The 21,165-nt window shown below is 63.8% G+C and carries 12 protein-coding genes (1 of these 12 only partly in view); 3 read left to right on the forward strand and 9 right to left on the reverse strand.

What is annotated here, in order from left to right:
• Window positions 1-9,063, reverse strand: the 5' end (the start) of a protein-coding gene (locus tag ACHIRB_RS10735) for a non-ribosomal peptide synthase/polyketide synthase (RefSeq protein WP_395127686.1). 35,928 nt of this gene lie to the left of the window's left edge; only the first 9,063 of its 44,991 coding nucleotides appear in the window; it begins with the start codon at window positions 9,061-9,063; the stop codon falls past the left edge of the window.
• Window positions 9,064-9,524: 461 nt separating this feature from the next.
• Between ACHIRB_RS10735 and ACHIRB_RS10740 the strand changes: the two genes are divergently transcribed.
• Window positions 9,525-9,917, forward strand: a complete 393-nt coding sequence (locus tag ACHIRB_RS10740) for a DUF3224 domain-containing protein (protein WP_395113195.1) — start codon at window positions 9,525-9,527, stop codon at window positions 9,915-9,917.
• A gap of 34 nt (window positions 9,918-9,951) precedes the next feature.
• On the opposite strand, the gene cobM is transcribed toward ACHIRB_RS10740, so the two are convergent.
• Together cobM and ACHIRB_RS10750 are read right to left on the reverse strand one after the other, a co-directional pair.
• Window positions 9,952-10,704: a precorrin-4 C(11)-methyltransferase gene (cobM, locus tag ACHIRB_RS10745; RefSeq protein ID WP_395113194.1), complete on the reverse strand. Its 753-nt coding sequence runs from the start codon at window positions 10,702-10,704 to the stop codon at window positions 9,952-9,954.
• Between the two features lies 1 nt (window position 10,705).
• Complete coding sequence (locus ACHIRB_RS10750; protein WP_395113193.1) at window positions 10,706-11,131, reverse strand: PPOX class F420-dependent oxidoreductase; 426 nt, start codon at window positions 11,129-11,131, stop codon at window positions 10,706-10,708.
• A 270-nt stretch (window positions 11,132-11,401) separates the two neighbouring features.
• On the opposite strand from ACHIRB_RS10750, the gene ACHIRB_RS10755 reads away from it, so the two are divergent.
• Window positions 11,402-12,052: a tetratricopeptide repeat protein gene (locus ACHIRB_RS10755; protein ID WP_395113192.1), complete on the forward strand. Its 651-nt coding sequence runs from the start codon at window positions 11,402-11,404 to the stop codon at window positions 12,050-12,052.
• A gap of 3 nt (window positions 12,053-12,055) precedes the next feature.
• On the opposite strand, the gene ACHIRB_RS10760 is transcribed toward ACHIRB_RS10755, so the two are convergent.
• The 6 genes from ACHIRB_RS10760 to ACHIRB_RS10785 form a co-directional block, all read right to left on the reverse strand.
• The gene (locus ACHIRB_RS10760) at window positions 12,056-14,008 is read right to left on the reverse strand and encodes an acetoacetate--CoA ligase (RefSeq protein ID WP_395125959.1); all 1,953 of its coding nucleotides are present in this window, start codon (window positions 14,006-14,008) and stop codon (window positions 12,056-12,058) included.
• A gap of 11 nt (window positions 14,009-14,019) precedes the next feature.
• Window positions 14,020-14,847: an HpcH/HpaI aldolase/citrate lyase family protein gene (locus ACHIRB_RS10765; RefSeq protein WP_395125960.1), complete on the reverse strand. Its 828-nt coding sequence runs from the start codon at window positions 14,845-14,847 to the stop codon at window positions 14,020-14,022.
• Window positions 14,844-15,332 (reverse strand): MaoC family dehydratase, encoded by a 489-nt coding sequence (locus tag ACHIRB_RS10770; RefSeq protein ID WP_395113189.1) that lies wholly within the window; start codon window positions 15,330-15,332, stop codon window positions 14,844-14,846. The genes ACHIRB_RS10765 and ACHIRB_RS10770 overlap by 4 nt, the downstream gene beginning before the upstream one ends.
• A gap of 189 nt (window positions 15,333-15,521) precedes the next feature.
• The gene (locus ACHIRB_RS10775) at window positions 15,522-16,685 is read right to left on the reverse strand and encodes an acyl-CoA dehydrogenase family protein (RefSeq protein WP_199703406.1); all 1,164 of its coding nucleotides are present in this window, start codon (window positions 16,683-16,685) and stop codon (window positions 15,522-15,524) included.
• Entirely contained in the window at window positions 16,682-18,697 is a 2,016-nt protein-coding gene (locus ACHIRB_RS10780; RefSeq protein WP_395125961.1) for an acetyl/propionyl/methylcrotonyl-CoA carboxylase subunit alpha, read from the reverse strand. Before ACHIRB_RS10780 ends, ACHIRB_RS10775 begins: the two co-directional genes overlap by 4 nt.
• A 5-nt stretch (window positions 18,698-18,702) precedes the next feature.
• Window positions 18,703-20,289, reverse strand: coding sequence for a carboxyl transferase domain-containing protein (locus ACHIRB_RS10785; protein WP_395113187.1), 1,587 nt, complete (start codon window positions 20,287-20,289; stop codon window positions 18,703-18,705).
• 128 nt (window positions 20,290-20,417) lie between these two features.
• Here ACHIRB_RS10785 and ACHIRB_RS10790 point away from each other — a divergent pair, with 128 nt between their 5' ends.
• Complete coding sequence (locus ACHIRB_RS10790) at window positions 20,418-21,038, forward strand: SACE_7040 family transcriptional regulator (RefSeq protein WP_395113202.1); 621 nt, start codon at window positions 20,418-20,420, stop codon at window positions 21,036-21,038.
• The last annotated feature ends 127 nt before the right edge of the window (window positions 21,039-21,165 follow it).

A 21,165-nucleotide genomic window follows, 5' to 3' on the forward strand; every position in this document is an offset into this window, starting at 1 on the left:
GCGGACCATCGCAACGGCTTGGCCGATCGAATCGAGCGCCGTCAGTGCGGCTTCGATCTCGCCGAGTTCGATACGCAGACCACGCAACTTGACCTGGAAGTCGGTGCGTCCGATGTATTCGAGTTCGCCTGCATCCGTCCAGGCGACGAGGTCGCCGGTGCGGTACATCCGCGCGCCCGGCGTCGCTGCGTACGGATTCGCGACGAACCGATCGGCCGTCAGATCTGGACGAGCGACGTAACCGCGGGCCAACTGCACACCGGCGAGATACAGCTCGCCCGCAACACCGACCGGAACCGGCCGCAGGCGCGAATCGAGCACGTAGACAGCGGTGTTGAAGACGGGCGCACCGATGGGGACACTGAGGTCGTCGGTATCGACGACCTCGTGATAGGTGACGTCGACCGCAGCTTCGGTCGGACCGTAGAGGTTGTGCAACGCGGCACCGGTCAGCTCGCGAAGGCTCTGCGCTGTGCTCGCGGGCAGGGCTTCACCCGACGCGAACACCAATCGCAGCGAGCTCTCGCCGTGGCCTTCGTGCGCGACGAACACAGCCATCATCGACGGCACGAAGTGCGCGGTGGTGACGGATTCCTCGGCGATGACGTCGACGAGGTAGGCGGGATCGCGATGGCCGTCGGGGCGCGCGACGACGAGCTTGGCACCGATCTGCAACGGCCAGAAGAACTCCCAGACGCTCACGTCGAACGTTGCCGGCGTCTTTTGCAGCACGACGTCGGCGGCGGTGAGTTGGTAGGCGGCCTGCATCCACACGAGGCGGTTGACGATCGCCGCGTGCGACACGGCGACGCCCTTGGGGCGACCGGTAGAACCGGACGTGAAGATCACATACGCGGTGTTCGTCGGTGCCAGCGCCGCAGTACGTTCCGAGGCAGCAATCGGCTCGGCAGCGTAGTCGGACAGGTCGAGTTCGTCGATTCGGATCGCGCCTGCGACGGCGAAGTCGTCACTCGCCGTTGTCAGCACGCAGACCGGCTGCGCGGTCTCGAGGATGTAGGTCTTGCGTTCGATCGGATGATCGGGATCCAGCGGCACGTAGCCGCCGCCCGCCACCGTCACCGCGTACATGCCGACGACCAGATCGAGTGATCGCCGCATGCCGAGTGCGACGAGGGATTCCGGTCCGACGCCGATCGAGATCAGGTGTCGCGCAAGCGTGTTGACGCGCTCGGCGAACTCGGCGTAGGTCAGAGTTGCGCCTTCGAAGGACAATGCGGTCGCGGTCGCGTGCTCTCCCAATGCTGCGTCGAACATGCTCGCGAGCGTCGCGGCCGGGTCCACCTCGTGCGCCGTCGAATTCCATTCCGACAGCACGAGGTGTCGCTCGGCCGCGTCCAGCAGCTCGATGTCGCCTGCGGCCACCGTGGCGTCGAGGAGCACCTCGTCGAGCACACGAACGAAGCGATCGGCAAACGACGCGACCGTCGATTCGTCGAACAGATCTGTGGCGTAGGAGAATTCGGCGGCCAAACCTGCTGGCTGACCGTTCTGTCCTGCGATCTCGGACAGGGTCAGCTGCAGGTCGAACTTGGCGAGATGCGCATCGAACTCGACTCCGGCAACGCTCAGGCCTGGCAGTTCGAGCGACACCTGTCCCGTGTTCTGGAACGTGAGCATGACCTGGAACAGCGGATGTCGCGCGCGTGACCGCGCCGGGTTGAGCACATCCACCAGCCGCTCGAACGGCACGTCGGCATGACCGAACGCCGCGAGGTCGGTTTCCCGTGCCTGTGCGAGCAGTTCGACGAACGACGCATCGGGTTCGACCTGGGTCCGCAACACGAGAGTGTTGACGAACATGCCGATCAATTCGTCGAGCGCTTGCTCGCCACGGCCTGCGACCGGTGTACCGATGGCGATGTCCGACGTTCCGGACAGGCGTGACAGCAGCACCCCGAGCGCGGCGTGCATAACCATGAACAGCGACGCGTTGTGCGCGTGCGCGAGATCCATGAGATCGCGCTGCATCGTGTCCGAGATCGAGAACTCGAACACCCCACCCTGATAGGTGGCGATGACCGGGCGCGGACGGTCCGACGGCAGGTCGAGTTGATCGGGAACACCGGCGAGCTTGTCGGACCAGAACTGAACCTGCTGTGAGATGAGGGACGTCGGGTCGTCTTCGGATCCGAGAACCTCACGTTGCCACAGCGCATAATCGGCGTACTGCACGGGCAGCACCGACCAGGCAGGGGCCTCCCACGTGGTGCGCGCCGCGTAGGCAACCATCACATCGCGAGCGAGCGGGCCCATCGACCAACCGTCGGCGGAGATGTGGTGCACGACCATGCCGAGCACGTACTCGGTCTCATCGATCTCGAAAAGACTTGCGTGCAAGGGCACTTCGTCCGTCACATCGAAGGCGACCGAGGCCAACGCGATGAGATGCTGAACGAGATTCTCGTTGGTCGTCGCGATCGGAGTGAGGTCGGGAACGATCTGCGCCGCATCGAGGACAACCTGCTGCGGACCGTCCGTCGAGTCGGGGAACACCGTTCGCAGCGACTCGTGCCGGTCGATCACATCGATCACGGCGACCTGCAGCGCGGCAACATCCAGTTCACCGGTGAGGCGGATCGCGATCGGGATGTTGTTGACCGCCGACTCGGTATCGAAGCGGTTGAGGAACCACATCCGTTGCTGCGCAAGCGACAACGGGATGCGCTCGGGACGATCACGCGGCACAAGGGCCGCACGCCCGCCGTCACCGGCATGGGACTCGACGCGTGCTGCCAGCGCACCGACAGTCGGAGCTTCGAACAGCATCCGAACCGGCACGCGGGCATCGAGCGCCGTACCGAGTCGCGATACGACCTGTGTCGCGATCAGAGAGTTGCCACCGAGCTCGAAGAAGTCGTCGTCGACGCCGACCCGCGCAACACCGAGCACGTCACCGATGATCTCGGCGACGATCTCTTCGATCGGAGTCGTCGGCGCGCGGAATTCCCGAACCTCGAACACCGGCGCAGGCAACGCTTTTCGATCGAGCTTGCCGACCGGCGTCAACGGGATCTCGTCGATCACCATGATCGAGGACGGCACCATGTGGCTCGGCAACGTGCGGCCGACGAAGTCGGACAGCTCGTCGATGTCGAGTTCGGCGCCGGACGCCTGGGTGACATAGGAGACCAGAACGGTCGAGCCCGCAGCCGAATCGCGTGCGACGGTCGTCGCGAAATCGACGTCGGGATACGCCGAGAGCGCCGCGTCGATCTCGCCGAGTTCGATGCGGAAACCGCGCACCTTGACCTGGAAGTCACTGCGGCCCACGTACTCGACCGAACCATCCGCCGTCCAGCGAACGACGTCACCCGTGCGGTAGAGACGTCCACCCGTCCCGGTGAAGGGGTCGGCGACGAAACGCTCAGCGGTCAGCCCCGGCCGACGGTGATAACCGCGGGCCAACTGCAGACCGGAGAGGTACAACTCGCCCGCGACGCCGACCGGCACCGGCTTGAGGCGCGTATCGAGCACGAACGCCGACATGCCGCGGATCGGTCCGCCGATGGTGACCAGCGCACCGCGTTCCAGCGGCTCGCTGATGTTGGTCATGATCGTGGTTTCGGTCGGTCCGTAACCGTTGAAGAATTCGCGGCCGGGTGCCCAGCGCGAGACCAGGTCCGCAGGTACAGCCTCGCCACCTGCGACCACGGCGCGGAAGTCGTCGAGCCCGCTCGGATCGACCGACGCCAGCGCCGCAGGCGTCACGAATCCGTGTGTAACCCGCTCGCGCCGGAGCAGCGTCGCCAGTTCCGCACCACCGTAGATCGACGGCGGAACGATGACCATCGTCGCGCCCGCACCGATCGCCAGCAGTAGCTCGAGCACCGACGCGTCGAAACTCGGCGACGCGAAATGCAGCGTCCGCGACTGCGCGGTCGTCGCATAACGCTCACGCTGCTCTGCGCTGAAGTTCGCCAAACCCCTGTGGGTGACGACTACGCCCTTCGGCACACCCGTCGACCCGGAGGTGTAGATCATGTACGCCGGTTGCTCGACGTGCAGCGGCCGCAACCGATCTGCATCCCACACCGGTTCTGCCGATTGCGCGTCGACGGTCCGCCCGAAGTCCGGCGAGTCGATGACCAACCATTCGACTGCATCGGGCAGGTCGGGGCGCAGCTCGCTGACGGTCAGGCCGATCGTCGCGCCGGAGTCGACGAGCATGTGCGTGATCCGGTCCATCGGATAGTTCGGGTCGACCGGCACGAAGGCCGCACCCGACTTGGTGATCGCCCACGCAGCAAGGACTGACTCGATGGAACGGGTGATACCCGCGGCGACAAGCGATTCCGGTCCCGCGCCACGCTCGATCAGCACACGAGCGAGCTGCGAGCTGCGTTCGTCGAGCTCGCGGTAGGTGATCGTCCGGTCGTCGAACGCGACTGCGACACCGTCGGGCGACAGTGCAACGGCGTCGGCGAGCAACTCGGGAAGCGGTCGGGCGGACTCGGCCGGTGCCCCGGTCCGAGCGACGAGACTCGCGCGTTCGTCGGCTCCGAGAATGTCGATGTCGCGAACGGACAGGGACGGGTCCGCAGCAACGACGGCGAGAATTCGGAGGAAACGCTGACCGAAAACGGCAACGGTCGCGGCGTCGAACAGGTCGGTCGCGAAGCTCACGCCGCCTTCGATACCGTCGGGTTCCCCTGCAGCCGTATGGATCTCGGACAGGCTCCACTGCATGTCGAACTTGGCGAGGTCGACCTCGACCTCGCTGGCAACGACCGAGAGATCGGGCAGCTCGAGGGAGTTCGGCGCCTCCTCCTGGAAGGAGAGGACAACCTGGAACAGTGGGTGGCGGCTGCGCGAGCGAACCGGGTTGAGGGCTTCGACGAGACGCTCGAACGGCACCGCGGAGTGCGCGAACCCGTTGAGGTCGATGTCGCGGACTCGAACGAGGAGGTCTGCGAAGGCCTCGTCGCTGTCGATCTCGGTGCGCAACACGAGTGTGTTGACGAACATGCCGATGAGGTCATCCAGTGCTTGCTCGCCGCGGCCTGCGATCGGTGTGCCGAGTGCGATGTCCGTCGTCCCCGACAGCCGCGACATCAGCACGGCAAGCGCGCTGTGCATGACCATGAACAGGCTGACGCCGTGCGCGCGGGCGAGATCGGTGAGCCGACGATGCAGGTCGGCGCTGATCATAAATGCGGTGCGGCCGCCTTCGAAGGTCTGCACACTGGGACGCGGACGGTCCGACGGCAGATCGAGCTGATCCGGAAGCCCGGCCAACTGCTGCTTCCAGTATGCGATCTGGCGCGACGCGATCGAATCGGCATCGTCCTCGGATCCGAGCAGATCTCGTTGCCACAGTGTGTAATCCGCGTACTGCACCGGCAGTCGTTGCCACGTCGGTGCTACGCCGAGCGCATGTGCCGTGTAGGCGGTGGCGACGTCACGCGCGAACGGTCCGAACGAAAAGCCGTCCGCCGCAATGTGATGCAACACGATGGCGATCGCATAGTCGTCGGATGCCAACTCGTAGATACGGATTCGGATCGGCAGTTCTTGCGACACGTCGAACCCGACAGCGCCGAACTCGGCAAGGCGCTGCTGCAACTGCTGCTCTGGGATGGACACGACGGCAATGCCGAGGTCGATCTCCGACATCGGCAGGACCTGCTGGTACCCACCGTCGCTGGACTCGGGGAACAGGGTCCGCAACGACTCTTGCCGCTCGATCACGTCGACGAGCGCGGTCTGCAGCGCGTCGACGTTCACCGCGCCGCGAAGGCGAACCACGAACGGCAGGTTGTAGGTGGGGACCGTCGGGTCGAACTGGTTGAGGAACCACATCCGCTGCTGTGCAGGGGAAAGCGGAATCCGATCGGGCCGGGGACGGGCGATCAGCGCCGGACGGTCGGCGTCCAGCTTGTCTGCCGCCTGCGCGCGGATGGCAAGCCCTGCGACAGTTGGCGTTTCGAACAGTGCACGCACGCCGAGCGAGATACCGAACGCTGCGCCGATCCGCGAGACCACCTGCGTTGCGACAAGCGAGTTACCACCGAGATCGAAGAAGCTGTCGTCGATACCGATCCGCGACACACCGAGAACATCGGCGAACACGCCGGCGACGATCTGCTCGGCCTGGGTCCGCGGCGCCCGGAAACGATCGGCGTCGCCACCGAACACAGGTTCCGGCAACGCCTTTCGATCCAGCTTGCCGCTGGTGTTGAGCGGAAGTGCGTCGAGCACCATGACCGATGCAGGCACCATGTAGCTGGGCAGCCGCACGGCAACGGAGCGCGACAGTTCGGTCGGATCGATGCTCTGACCTTGGCGCGCAACGACATAGCTGACCAACTGCTGGCCGGTCGCGGTGTCGGCGACGAGGACGACCGCCTGGCTGACCGTCTGATGCGCGAGCAACGCCGTCTCGATCTCGCCGAGTTCGATGCGCTGACCGCGGAACTTGACCTGGAAGTCGGTGCGCCCGATGTACTCGAGCATGCCGTCGGCACGCCACCTGACGAGGTCGCCGGTGCGGTACATCCGGGTTCCAGGCTCACCGAGCGGATCGGCGACGAATCGATCTGACGTCAGATCGGGTCGGCCGAGGTAGCCACGCGCCAACTGCCTGCCCGCGAGATAAAGCTCGCCCGCTGCTCCGACCGCTGCCGGGCGAAGTCGCGAATCGAGCACGTAGGCCCGAACGTTCCACTCCTGCATACCGATCGGAACAGTGACGGTGTCGGCCTCGGTGCACTGCCAGTAGGTGACGCTGACCGCGGCCTCGGTGGGGCCGTACAGGTTCTGGAGTCCGGCAGGTGAGATCGCGCGGAACGCTGCCGCGGTCTCCGGCGGCAATGCCTCACCGATGACGAACACGTGTCGCAGCGTCGCGCACTGCTCGACAGTCGCCTCGAGTGCGAACACCGTGAGCATCGACGGGACGAAGTCGGTGAGGGTCGCGCCGTGCTTCTCGATCTCGGCAGCAACATAGGCAGCATCACGATGACCGTCGGGTGTCGCGACGATCAGCTTCGCTCCGACGAGCAGCGGCAGGAAGTAACCCCACAACGAGACGTCGAAGGTGGTCGCTGTCTTCTGGAAGTAGACGTCGGCCGCGGTGATGTCGTACTCGGCGAGCATCCACGCCATCTGATTGACGATCGCGTGATGGGTGACTGCGACACCCTTGGGGCGACCGGTCGACCCCGATGTGTAGATGACGTATGCCGTATTGCCGGGAGCCAGCGGCGACAGTCGGTCGGCCGCAGTGATCGGAGCAGGATCGACGTCGTCGAGTGCGAGCGTGTCGATATGCAGGATCGCGACACCTGCTGGCAGGTCGACGTCGTCGTAGGACGTCGTCAGGACACACACCGGCTTCGAGCTGTCCAGGATGTAGGACGTCCGCTCGGCGGGGTGGTCGGGATCGATCGGAACGTAGGCACCGCCTGCGGCGAGCACGGCATGCATACCGACCACGAGATCGAGTGATCGCCGCATGCCGAGTGCAACGAGCGATTCCGGGCCTACCCCGGCGGCAATGAGGTGTCGGGCCAGCCGGTTGACCCTCGCGTCGAATTCGGCGTACGTCAGCCCTGCGCCTTCGAACTCGACCGCCTCGTTGTCGGGGGTGAGCGTGCGCTGCTCGCCGAGCAACTCGGTGAGCGTCGTGTCGGGGACGTCGCGGAAGGTGTCGTTCCAGCCTTCGACCGACAGCGTTCGTTCGTGCTCGCTTGTGACATCGAGCGACCAGACCGCATCGGACGGCTCGGCAGCGAGGAATCGTTCGAAGAAGTCGAGGAACCTGGCGTGGTGCAGCTTTGCTTCGTCTTCGGTGTACAGGTTCGGGTTGGTCTCGAAGTCGATGTGGGCGCGCGCGCCGGCTACCGACTGATAGAGGTTCACGCCGAGGTCTTCGATTGCACCCGTCGAGAGCACGTGCAGCTGCCCGGTCATCGGACCGAAGGCGAGCTCGCTGTGGAACAACATGATGTTGACCCAGGGGCCGAAGAATTCCTTGGTGCTGTTCTGAGTCGGTGAATCCCGTCGGATGTCTTCGTGGCGGTAGCGCTGATGGCGGAGTGCGCCGGACACTTCGACGGCGATCGACTTGAGCAGATCGGTGACCGTCGTCGAATAGTCGACGCGCAGTCGCAGCGGAACTACATTCGACACCATGCCGCCGGAGCGACGCATCACGGCGGTGGTGCGCGCGGTGACCGGAAGGCTGAGGATGACGTCGGTCGTTCCGTTGATCTGCGCCAAGTACGCACCGACCGCAGCAATCAGCAACGTTGCCTGCGAGGAGTCGTGCTTTGCGACCGATCTTGCCAGCAGCGAGCCTTCTTCGGCGGACATGGCTGCGCTGACGATGCCGTTGACGGGGGCAGGCGCCGCGGTACGCCCGGTAAGGCTCGTTCCTTCTTCGAGGCCGGCAACTCGTTCGGCCCAGTACACCTTGTCGTTCTGGAATCTGGTGCTGTCGCGGTATGCGAGCTCCTGCTCGTACAGAGCGCGTAGGTCGCCTGCCTTGGACGGCTCGGCCTCGACGCCCGCTGCTTCTGCCGAATAGTGCTCGGCGATGCGATTCATGAACGTGGTCGCGCCGTAGCCATCGAGCGCGACGTGGTGGACACGTGAGTACCAGAACCACCGATGATCTTCGACGTGAATTGCCGCCTGCACGATCAGTCGACCCTCGACGAGATCGATGGGTGCGCTGTACTCCGCACGCATCCACTCGACGGCTGCGGCGACGGGATCTGCTTCGCCACGTACGTCGACCTGCTTGAGCCGCGTATCGAGGGAGTAGTCGATGGTCTGAACCGGTTCGGCGCCCTGTTCGATGATTCGCAGGTAGCCGGAACCGAACTCGCGTGCGGCAGCAGCGCTGGCGCGGTCTAGCGCAGCGGTATCGAGGTCCCCCACAAGGTCGACGTACTGCGCGATGTTGATCGGCACCTCGGGATCGAGGTGCTGTGCGTACCACATCCCCAGCTGAGCAGGCGAAAGTGGAAACACATCCAGCGCGTTCCGATCAGCTTCTCGAGCAGATTTGTCGATTCCGTCGAAATCCTGCTGGTCCAACCGTTACCTCGTTTCCGGAAACACTCGAAGCGCTCCCCAACCGCACCGTTGACGCTCGACCGCAACATATCCAACCGCTACGACAAGCTCTTCCGGGCCAAAGTTCAAATATCGATATCGTTAAAAGTCCATTGTGTATATCTGCTGGTCGGATGCGACCTGTTACACGAAATCGTTCGCTCTGCGCGAACCTTCGGACAAACCTTCTACCGAGTCCGCTGCTTGGCGCTCGGTCTGCAGCCGATGACCGTCATCCGACGCCCGGGAGTGCTTGCCCAGCGCCGGGGTCCGGCTGCAAGATTGATGACTGCGCGGTCGGATGGATGATCACCCAACCAATCTACCGCCCAGTTGGACGTGCGAACCAATACTGCGGATTCACCCGTGTCTCGTGGGGCCGACAAGAGTGACTGTCCGAAATGTTCAATCGTCGGCCGCGCTTCGGTAGCTAATCTCGAGCTATGCCGAACGATACGATCACTGCCCACTTCGACGTCACCGGATGGGTTCCGACCATGCTGCGGGAACCACTCGGAGCAACATCTTTCGATCGCGTCGTAGTCACCAAAACGTTCACCGGCGCGGTGTCCGGAGAGAGCACAGCCGAGTTGCTGACAGCCGCGAACGAAGTGGGGGCGAGTTACGTCGCCAACGAAGTGTTCACCGGAACCATCGGCGGCCGAACCGGCAGCATCGTCATCGCACACGGCGGCGTCGTCGCAGGGACGGCGAGTGAAAGCTTCGGCGCGATAGTGCCCGGTTCCGGCACAGCCGACCTCGCCGGGTGCACGGGCCGGGTCCGCTACAACCGCGACGCCGAGGGTGTGCACACCGTCGACTTCGATTTCGACTGACGCTCACCCAAAATTCTGTGTGCGGCGGAAATGATCACGGTCCTTTCGGACGCGATCGCTTCGGGTCGTACAGGTGCGATTGCGTAACATGCTCAGGAGCCAACGCTCGCCCGACGATGACGACGGCGGCCAGTCGCAGATCAGCTGCCTCGACTTGATCTGCGATATCGGCAAGAGTTCCCCGTAGGACGAGTTCGGTCGGCTGACTTGCCCGATAGACAACAGCGACCGGACAGTCGCAGCCGTATTCGAGAGTCAGTTCGTCGGCGAGTGCCCGGATCTGCGTAATGGCTAGATGCAGAACGAGAGTCGCGTGGGTGCGAGCGAAGTTGGCCAACGCCTCGGTGGCGGGCATCGCGGTCGACCTCGCCTGCGCCCTTGTCAATACGACCGACTGAGCCAGTTCGGGAACCGTGAGTTCGGTTCCCAACGCAGCCGCAGCCGCGGAGTACGCCGCGACCCCGGGGGTCACGTCCCATGGAACTCCGGCGGCGTCGAGTCGCTTCGTTTGCTCCGCGAGAGCCGAATAGATCGACGGGTCACCGGAACACAGGCGGGCGACATCGTGGCCGGATTCGTGAGCGCGGACCAGCAACTCGGTGATCTGGTCCAAGTCGAGATTCGCCGTATCGATCAACTCGACGCCGTCGGGGCAGTGCCCGAGCACTGTCTGGTCGAGATAGGTTCCGGCGTAAAGGCATACGCGGCTGCTTGCAAGTAGCCGTACGGCTCGCAATGTGAGCAGGTCGGCCGCGCCTGGTCCGGCTCCGATGAAGTGAACGGTCATGTCACGCGGTGACGTCGAGGTTGGCGATCACCTTCGTCGGGCGCAGGCGCACAACCGCTTCACCCGGCGTGGAGTTGCGTCTACCGAAATCCTCTGCACGGTCGCTGCCTACGTATCTGGCCGCGATCGCCGTCGCAAGTCGCAGAAGTTCGGTCGGTTCCTCGCTCAATTCCGCGAGACCCTGCACCTGAACGAACCCGAACGGCGCTTCCTCCAGGTCGACGCACACGACGATCCTGTTGTCGCGCGCGATGGCTCGGCCTTTCGCTGACGTCACGCCGGTATTGAAGACGAGGTCGTCACCGTCGACGACGAACCACACCGGCGCGACCAACGGTCGGCCGTCACGTGCCGTGAAACCCACCTTGGCCGTGCGTGTTCCGCTGGTGAGAAATTCCCGGACCGCAGGATCGGACAGATCAGCCATGGGGGCGACGCTACGCGGTCCCATTTCGGCGACCTGCAGTATGTCCAGAAACATGTGGGACAGCTTCGATCGTCGATGTGTCGGCGGTCGCTGGAACCTCGCATTACTCCCTCGACGATGAGACGTCACCGCCCGCGCGCCAGAAACCGGCGTGCAGTTTCTCTTTTTGGCCCGTCGCGTACCCATGGACGTGATCAATCTCCTATATTGAACTTCAAGTCGCCTACATCACACGGCGGCGGCCACACCTCGCCAGATTGGTACCGACCGATGAGCCTCCGAACCAGCGATCGCAAGCACCGCATCCGCCGTGCCACGACTGCGTTGCGTGCGAGTTTCGTTGCGCGGCGCCACAGCGGTCCAGCACTCGCTCCACCCGCGCAACTCACCGCTGACCCGACTGCAACCGATCCCGACGCATCGAGCGAAGAGCAGCAGCTAGAGGCTCGACTCGACACCCAAGTCAGCGAGCTCGGCAGCGGGCACACCGACACCTTGACAACCCGTAAGGCCGTCGCCCTGCGCCTCGCCAACAGCGGGCAGATCGGAGCCGCAGTCAAGCAATACGAACAGTTGCATGTCGACCAGGTCCGCTCGCTCGGCTCCGACCATCCCGAAACACTCGCAACACGAGGCGCTCTCGCATTCTGGCGCGGCAATATGGGCGACGTCGGCCCGGCCATCGCAGCCTACGAGCAGCTTCGGCGCGATCAGGTTCGAGTCCTCGGCGCAGCACACCCGCAGACTCGCAGAACGCGTGGCAATCTCGCAGAGTCCCGAGCGAAGAGCGGCGACATCGCCGGTGCGGTGGCCGAATACGAAGAACTACTCGACGAACTGACTACCGACCTCGGTCCTGAGCATCCGCACACCAGCATGACTCGGATCAACCTGGCGCATTGGCGTGCGGCGCTGGGCTGAGCGCTAGTCCTTCTTCCCCATCCGGTCGGTGCCGTACGCGGCGTACCACTCGATCAACTCCGGCGCATCGACCGCACTTCGGTCGACCGCACGCGCTGCGTCGCCACCCTGGAAGATGCGCTTGATCGGGACTTCGAGCTTCTTACCTGTTCGTGTGTGCGGGATCCCCGGCGCGAGCACGATGTCGTCTGGCACATGCCGTGGTGACGCTTCGTCCCTGATCGCTGTCTTGATCCGTGCGCGCAGTGCGTCGTCGAGTTCGACATCGTCTGCCAGCACGACAAACAACGGCATCCAGTAGTCGCCGTCGGGCTGCTCGGCCCCGATCACGAGAGCTTCGGAGATCTCGGGCAAATTCTCGACAGCCTGGTAGATGTCGGCGCTACCCATTCGAATGCCGTTGCGGTTCAACGTCGAATCCGAACGACCGTGCACTTCGATGCTGCCGCGTTCGGTGATCGTGATCCAGTCACCGTGCCGCCACACGCCCGGGTAGGTGTCGAAGTAGGCGTCGCGATAACGCTTTCCATCGGGATCGTTCCAAAATTCGATCGGCATCGACGGCATCGGTGCTGTGATCACCAGCTCACCGACCTCGCCTCGCACCGACTGCCCGTTCACGTCGAAGGCATCCAACGCGACACCGAGGAACGGTACCGACAACTCCCCTGGCCAGACCGGGACCGTCCGCACACCACCGATGAACGCCGAAACCACATCGGTACCGCCGCTGATGGAGCCGACCTGCACACCTACATTGTCACGCAACCAGAGCGACGACGACGGCGGCAGCGCGGAGCCGGTGATGCCGACCGAACGCAGAGCACTCAAGTCGTGATCGGTGCGCGGCACCGCACCCGCTTTGGCGCACGCAAGGACGTACCCGGGACTGGTCCCGAGCACGGTCACCTGTTCCCGCGCAGCGACGTTCCACAGGGCATCCGTCGTCGGATACGACGGGCTGCCGTCGTAGCAGACGATGGTCGAACCGACCAGCAGACCCGCGACCTGGAAATTCCACATCATCCAACTCGGACTCGTGTACCAGAAGAAGTTGTCGTCACGCCCGATATCGGTCTGCAGCGCAACGGCTTTCAGATGTTCGAGCAGTACTCCCCCGTGCCCGTGCACTATCCCCTTCGGCAACCCCGTCGTTCCCGACGAGAACACCACCCACAGCGGATGGCCGAAAGGTACTGCGACGGCGGCTGGTTCACTCTCACCGGCGGTTGCTTCGGCCCAGTCGATCGTGCCGTCGACCGACGCTTCGACACGGGAAACAAGGACGATCGCCTGCAAGGTCGGCAGGCCAGCGCGCAACTCCTCGACCTCACCTCGCCGATCATGCGTCTTACCACCGAAGTGGTACCCGTCAGCAGCGATGAGCACCGTTGGATCGAGCTGGCCGAGCCGCGTCAAAGCTGCGGGAGCCGAATAGTCCTGGCCGCATGCACTCCACACAGCGCCGAGGCTTGCGGTCGCGAGGAACGCGACAACTGTCTCGGGAATGTTCGGCAGATATCCGACGACGCGATCACCAGTCCCGACGCCCAGACCCCGCAATGTCCCGGCGAGCGCGTCGACCTGCCGGAGCAACTCGAGCCACGAAGTCTCGGTCCTTTCGCCACCCTCGCCGACGTACACAATCGCCGGACGATCATCGCGTGCCTGTCGGCGGACCTGGTCGACGTAGTTGAGCTCGGCACCGGCAAACCACGTCGCGCCTGGCATCGCCGACGAGACGAGAGCAACACCCGGTTCGGGCGAGATGATCTCGAAGTAGTCCCAGACCGCACGCCAAAAGTCGTCGAGATTGTCGACGGACCAGCGCCACAGCGAGTGGTAATCGGGATAGGCTGTGCCCGTTCTCGTTTCGACGAACCGCGCAAAATCTGTGACAACAGCAGAGTCGATATCCGCAGGGCTCGGGACCCACTGTGGCTCTACTGTCGTCATCGACTGCCTTTCTATCGCGCGCTCGGCGCCCGCCGAACAATCTGTTCCGCGTGCCGCAGCACTGGTGAATCGACCATCTTTCCTTCGAACGCAAACACACCGCGTTCCGAGGCAGCTGCGGCCAAAACCCGCTGCGCCCAATCGAGCTCAGCCGCCTCAGGTGCGTAAGCCTGCCTGATCACCGCGACCTGGGTCGGGTGAATTGCAACTTTCACGTCGAACCCGACCGCGACGGCATCGAGCGTCTCGGTGCGCAGCCCGTCGAGATCCCTGATGTCGAGGTACACCGAATCGAGAGCCAGGCGACCGTGCGCCTTTGCGGCGAGCAACGAGGTCGATCGGACGTGCTGCGCGACAGCGCGGTAGCGACCATCCTCACCCCGGCTCGCGTTACCGCCGAGACCCGCAACCAGATCCTCCGCGCCCCACATGACGCCGATCGCGTTGTCGATACGGCTGGCCTCGACGACCGTGAGCGCACCGAGCGGCGACTCGATCAGCACGATCACCTGCCGCGGTGCAAGCGACCGGACATGTTCCGCCGATTCGCATTTCGCAAGCATCATCCGCGGATAGTCGGTCTTCGACAGTGCCGCGATATCGAGAGCATGGTCATCGGTACCGACAGCATTGATTCTGACGATCGTCGAATTCGGATCGAGCGGGGTGTCGACGAGAGCAGCCCTCGCGGCCGCCTTGTCGGCAGGTGCGACGCCATCCTCCAAATCCAAGATCACCACGTCGGCGATCGCAGCCGCCTTCGCAAAACGCTCCGGACGGTCGGCCGGGCAGAACAGCCACGCCGGACCCGGTGACACCCAGGTGGCAACGTCGGTCATGACACGTCCTCCTCGGGACGCTTCCGGACCAGGGTCTTGCGAGTCGCCGTTGCGACAACATCGCCGTGCTGGTTACGAGCAGTATGCGCGAGCGTGATGATGCCCTCCCCAGGGCGGCTCGTCGACTCGCGCTTGTCCGTGATCACAGTCTCCGCATACATCGTGTCACCGTGAAACAGCGGCTTCGGAAACGCAATATCCGAGAACCCGAGATTCGCGACGATCGTCCCCTGCGTCAACTGCGCCACCGACAAGCCGACAAGCGTCGACAACGTGAACATCGAATTCACCAACCGCTGATTGAACGGCGGCAGCTGCTCACTGAACGCAGCATCCAGGTGCAGAGCCTGAGTATTCATTGTCAACGTCGTGAACAGAACGTTGTCCGCCTCTGTGATTGTCCGACCGGGACGATGTTCGTACACGACATCGGTGTCGAACTCCTCGAACCAGAGTCCGCGCTGTGTCACACGGCGCTGTGTCATTTGCCCTCCGCTTCGCTCCGGGCGGGTTCGGGGCCCCTTTCGACACCGCTTTCCCTCCTCGACTGTGTCATTTGCCCTCCGCTTCGCTCCGGGCGCGTTTGCGGCCCTTTACGCCACACCTTTCCCTCCTCGACTCGGTCGCTGCGCTCCACTCGCTCGTCAGTCCAAGCGGTGCCGGGCCCCTCACAGTCACAGGCCGGCTTCTCTTGCTATCAGCATCAACTGCACCTCTGTTGTGCCCTCACCGATTTCGAGGATCTTGCTGTCACGGTAGTGCCGCGCCACCGAGTACTCGTTCATAAATCCGTAGCCACCGAAGATCTGCGTCGCATCACGGGCATTGTCCATCGCCGCCTCGCTGCCGACCAGCTTCGCAATCGACGCCTGCTTCTTGAACGGCTTGCCCGCCAACATGCGTGCCGCCGCGTCGTAATACGCGGTCCGCGCAACATGGGCCCGAACCTCCATACGAGCGATCTTGAAGGCGATCGCCTGATTGCGCCCGATCGCCTGGCCGAACGCCTCACGCTCCTTGGCGTACTTCACGCTTTCGTCCACACACCCCTGCGCAGCACCGACGCTCAACGCGGCGAGTGCAATTCGGCCCTCGTCGAGAATGCGGAGGAAGTTTGCGTAGCCGCGGCCACGCTCACCGAGCAGGTTCTCCTCCGGCACGCGGACATCCTGGAACGTCAGCGGGTGGGTGTCCGAGGCATTCCAGCCGACCTTGTTGTACGCAGGCTCGGCCGTGAACCCTGGCGTATCGGTCGGCACGATGATCGTCGAGATCTCCTTCGCACCGTTGTCACGCTGACCCGTCACCGCAGTGACCGTCACCAGTCGGGTGATGTCGGTGCCGGAGTTGGTGATGAACTGCTTGTTGCCGTTGATGATCCACTCGCCGCTGTCGGCCTTTGCGGTCGTCCGCGTTCCGCCCGCGTCGCTACCTGCACCGGGCTCGGTCAGACCGAAGGCCCCCAACGCTTTTCCGCTGGTGAGCATCGGCAGCCACTCTTCACGTTGCGCGTCTGTGCCGAACCGGAAGATCGGCATCGCACCGAGCGAGACGCCTGCTTCCAAGGTCACCGCAACACTCTGGTCGACCTTGCCGAGTTCTTCGAGGGCGAGGCAGAGTGCGAAGTAGTCACCACCCATGCCGCCGACCTCCTCGGGAAACGGCAGCCCGAACAGGCCCATGTCGGCCATCCCGGCAATCACTTCGTACGGGAACGTGTGGTTCGCATCGTGTTCGGCCGCAACAGGGGCCACGACCGACTGCGCGAAATCGCGGACCGTCTTCGCAAGCTGCAGGTATTCGTCGGGCAGTTCGCCTGTGGAAAGAGTGTCGGTCATGATGCATCCCTGGTTTCGTTTGTTTCGGATTCGGTGTCTTTAGAGGGCGTTATCCGGAGGAGCAACTGGTCGACCTTCACCTGATCGCCCTGTGCCACAAGTAGTTCGACCACGCCGTCGATCGGTGACGTCAGCGCGTGTTCCATCTTCATGGCCTCGACGACGACGACCGCGGTACCGGCCGTGACAGTTGCACCGTTCTCCACGTTGACGGCGATCACGGCACCCGGCATCGGACTGGTGATCTCGGCATCGCCGGTGTGGGCGTCACCCGCACGGATGCTGACCTCGCGTACTTCCCGCACGACTGTGGTTCCGTCGATGCCCGCGAGCCAGATGAGGCCGTCGTGCGACGCGACGAGGTAGTCCGCACGCAGTCCGTCGATTGTGACGGCCAACCGATCGTCGTGCAGTTCCGCACTCAGGACCCGAGAATCGTTGTCCTCGATCGCAACTCGGGCATCGGTCGGCGTACCGGTGATGCGTACGTGATCGGTGCGCGCAGGCGTCGACAGTCGGAAACTGGTCGGTGCCGCCGTCCCGATGCGCCAGCCGGACGGCGTCGACCACGGATCCGATCCGGCGCTCTGCCAGCCCTGGATCCAGCGATACACACCAGCCGCGATGAAGACGTCGTCCGTCGGTTCCGCAGCAACGAAGTCCTCGACACGGCGGTCGAGCAATCCGGTATCCAGCCGACCCGCGACGACGTCGGGATCGGTGAGTAGGAACCGCGCGAACTCGATATTGGTCACAACGCCGAGCACCGCGGTCTGGGCCAGTGCACTGTCGAGTTTGCGCAGCGCGGCCGCACGGTCCGCGGCGTGGACGATCACCTTCGACAGCATCGGGTCGTAGTCGGAGCCGACGACCGTACCGCGCCGAAGTCCCGAATCCACTCGCACACCAACACCACTCGGCTCGACGAGGTCTACGACGGTGCCACCGGTCGGCAGGAAACCCCGCGACGGGTCCTCGGCGTAGACACGGGTTTCGATGGCGTGGCCGGTCATCGTGATGTCGTCCTGGCTGATCGACAGTTCTTCACCCGCCGCGATCCGCACCTGCCACTCGACCAAGTCCTGTCCGGTGACCAGCTCGGTCACGGGGTGTTCGACTTGAAGTCGGGTGTTCATCTCCATGAAGTAGAACTCGTCCGGGCTGTCGGCAGAGACGATGAATTCGACTGTGCCCGCGCCGATGTAGTCGACACTGCGCGCAGTGTTGCACGCTGCTGCGCCGATGCGGGCACGCGTCGCTTCGTCGAGCAGCGGAGACGGTGCTTCTTCGATCACCTTCTGGTGGCGACGTTGCAGGCTGCATTCACGTTCGCCGAGGTGAATGATATTGCCGTGTTTGTCAGCAAGGACTTGCACCTCGATGTGCCTGGGCCGCAACACGAACCGTTCGAGGAACAGCGTGTCGTCGCCGAAAGCCGACGCAGCCTCGCGGCGCGCACTCGCCAGTGCTGCAGGCAGATCCGCGGGATCCTCGACCATCCGCATACCTTTGCCGCCACCGCCGGCCGACGGTTTAACGAGGACCGGATAGCCGATATCGACTGCGGCGTCGATCAATTCGGCGTCGGTCAGTCCTGGCCTGGCGATACCTGGGACGACAGGGACGTCGAATTTTGCGACCGCATTCTTGGCCGTGATCTTGTCGCCCATCACCTCGATGGCATGCGTCGACGGACCGACGAATTCGATACCGGCTTCGTCGAGCGCGGAGGCAAACTTCGCGTTCTCCGAAAGGAACCCGTATCCGGGGTGCACGGCCTGCGCGCCGGTCCGCTGAGCAGCTGCAACGACCTTGCCGATGTCGAGATAGCTCTCGCGCGCAGCTGCAGGTCCGAGCAGTACTGCGACGTCGGCTTCGCGCACATGGCGGGCATCAGCGTCGGCTTCGCTGTAGACCGCGACCGAGCGAATGCCCATGGCACGCAGTGTCCGAATCACGCGGACTGCGATCTCGCCGCGGTTCGCAACGAGGATGGTGTCGATCCGTTTCACCCGTCTCACATCCTGAATACGCCGTAGGAAACCGGCTCGATCGGTGCTTGCGCGCACACCGAAAGTGCCAGTCCGAGAATGGTTCTGGTGTCGGCCGGATCGATGACCCCATCGTCCCACAGCCGCGCCGTCGAATAGTAGGGATTGCCCTGATGCTCGTACTGGTCGCGAATCGGGGCCTTGAACGTCTCCTCGTCGTCGGCGGACCACGGCTTGCCAGACGAGTCGAGTTGATCGCTTCGCACCGTCGCCAACACAGATGCCGCCTGCTCGCCGCCCATGACCGAGATACGCGCGTTCGGCCACATCCAGAGGAACCTGGGCGAGTATGCGCGGCCGCACATCGAATAGTTACCTGCGCCGTACGATCCGCCGATCACGACCGTGAGCTTGGGGACCCGTGCACACGCGACCGCGGTGACCATCTTCGCGCCGTGCTTGGCGATGCCTGCTGCCTCGTAGTCGCGACCGACCATAAATCCGGAGATGTTCTGCAGGAACAGCAACGGTATCGAGCGCTTGTCGCACAACTCGATGAAATGTGCACCCTTCATGGCGGATTCGCCGAAGAGGACGCCGTTGTTGGCGATGATCCCGACGGGGTGGCCGTGGATGTGGGCGAACCCGGTCACCAAGGTTTTGCCGTACTCGGCTTTGAACTCCTGAAATTCGCCGGCGTCGACAACACGGGTGATCACTTCGTGGACGTCGTACGGCGTGCGTGGATCGGTCGGCACGACGTCGTAGAGGTCGGTCTGCGGCGCGATCGCATCTCTCGGCAGCAGCCTGTCCCACGGCAGAGCATTGCGTGGACCGAATGTAGCAACGATGCGACGCACGATGCGCAGCGCGTCCTGATCGTCTTCGGCGAGGTGGTCGGTGACGCCGGAGACCTTCGAGTGCAGATCGCCGCCGCCGAGGTCTTCGGCCGTGACAACTTCACCCGTCGCGGCTTTCACCAACGGTGGTCCACCGAGGAAGATCGTGCCCTGATTGCGAACGATCACGGCCTCGTCGCTCATCGCGGGCACGTACGCACCGCCAGCGGTGCACGACCCCATCACCGACGCGATCTGCGGGATCCCCTTGGCGCTCATATTGGCCTGGTTGAAGAAGATGCGCCCGAAGTGTTCGCGGTCGGGAAACACTTCGTCCTGGCGCGGGAGGAAGGCACCGCCGGAGTCGACGAGGTAGATGCACGGCAGGTGATTCTGCAGCGCGATCTCCTGGGCTCGCAGATGCTTCTTGACCGACATCGGGTAATACGTGCCGCCCTTGACGGTGGCGTCGTTGGCGATGATCAGGCATTCGCGACCCGATACCCGTCCGATGCCCGCGATAACGCCCGCGCCTGGACACTCGTCGTCGTAGAGCCCGTTTGCCGCGAGCGGAGCGATCTCCAGAAACGGACTTCCAGCGTCGAGCAGGGTGTTCACCCGATCCCGTGGCAGCAGTTTGCCGCGGCTCACATGGCGCTCTCGCGACCGTTCGGGTCCGCCGAGTGCGGCCTTCGCAAGCCTGCCTTTCAGATCGTCGACCAACGCGATGTGCTCGGCCCGGTAACCGGTGCCGACGTCTGCAGTGACTGTCATCCGCCATCCTCGAGAGTTCGTAGTCGATCCTGAAAATGTTCAATCGGGTTAATCGCCAATAACTGAAATCTAAGATAACCTTCATTAACTGGGTTGTCCAGACAGCAGGGAGGTGAGCAGTGAGCGCCATGCCGGATCGCGATACGAACGTCGCAGACGACGCCACGCCTCCCCTCACCCGCCGCGAGCAGATGAAAGCCGATCGCCGCAGCCAACTACTCACCGCCGCAGCACGATTGATTGCAGAGCGCGGCTTCCCCGGCCTCCGACTCGAAGACCTCGGCGCCGCAGCAGGAATCAGCGGCCCCGCGGTCTACCGCCACTTCCCCAACAAGGAAGCAGTGCTTGTCGAACTGCTCGGTGGCATCAGTCAGCGCCTACTCGCCGGTGGCACTTCGGTGGCCGACAACGCTGCGACACCGACCGAAGCGTTGGACAATCTCGTCGAGTTCCACCTCGACTTCGCACTCTCCGAGCCCGACCTCATCCGCATCCAGGATCGCGACCTGCAGAGCCTGCCCGCTCCGGCCCGTCGACAGGTCCGCAGAGCGCAGCGCCAATACGTCGAGGTGTGGGTGAAAGTTCTGCAGCAGGTCGACTCTCGACTGTCCGAGTCCGACGCCCGCGTCAAAGCACACGCAACGTTCGGTCTCATCAACTCCACCCCTCACAGCGCGAATCCGTCGTCGCCTGCACAGGCGCGGCGGGTCCTCAAGCAGATGACTCTCGCGGGACTGACGCCGAACTGATCCAACCGTTTCCTGGACACTTGACCAGTTAGCGTGCAGAATCTTCGAGAGAATCTTTCCCTAACGGCCGATATCTCTAGTCGGGCGAGATTCAGTGCCGCTGACCTGGTGACTTTCGTGGAAGACA

The sequence above is a fragment of the Antrihabitans spumae genome, assembly GCF_043944905.1.
GTDB lineage: Bacteria > Actinomycetota > Actinomycetes > Mycobacteriales > Mycobacteriaceae > Antrihabitans > Antrihabitans spumae.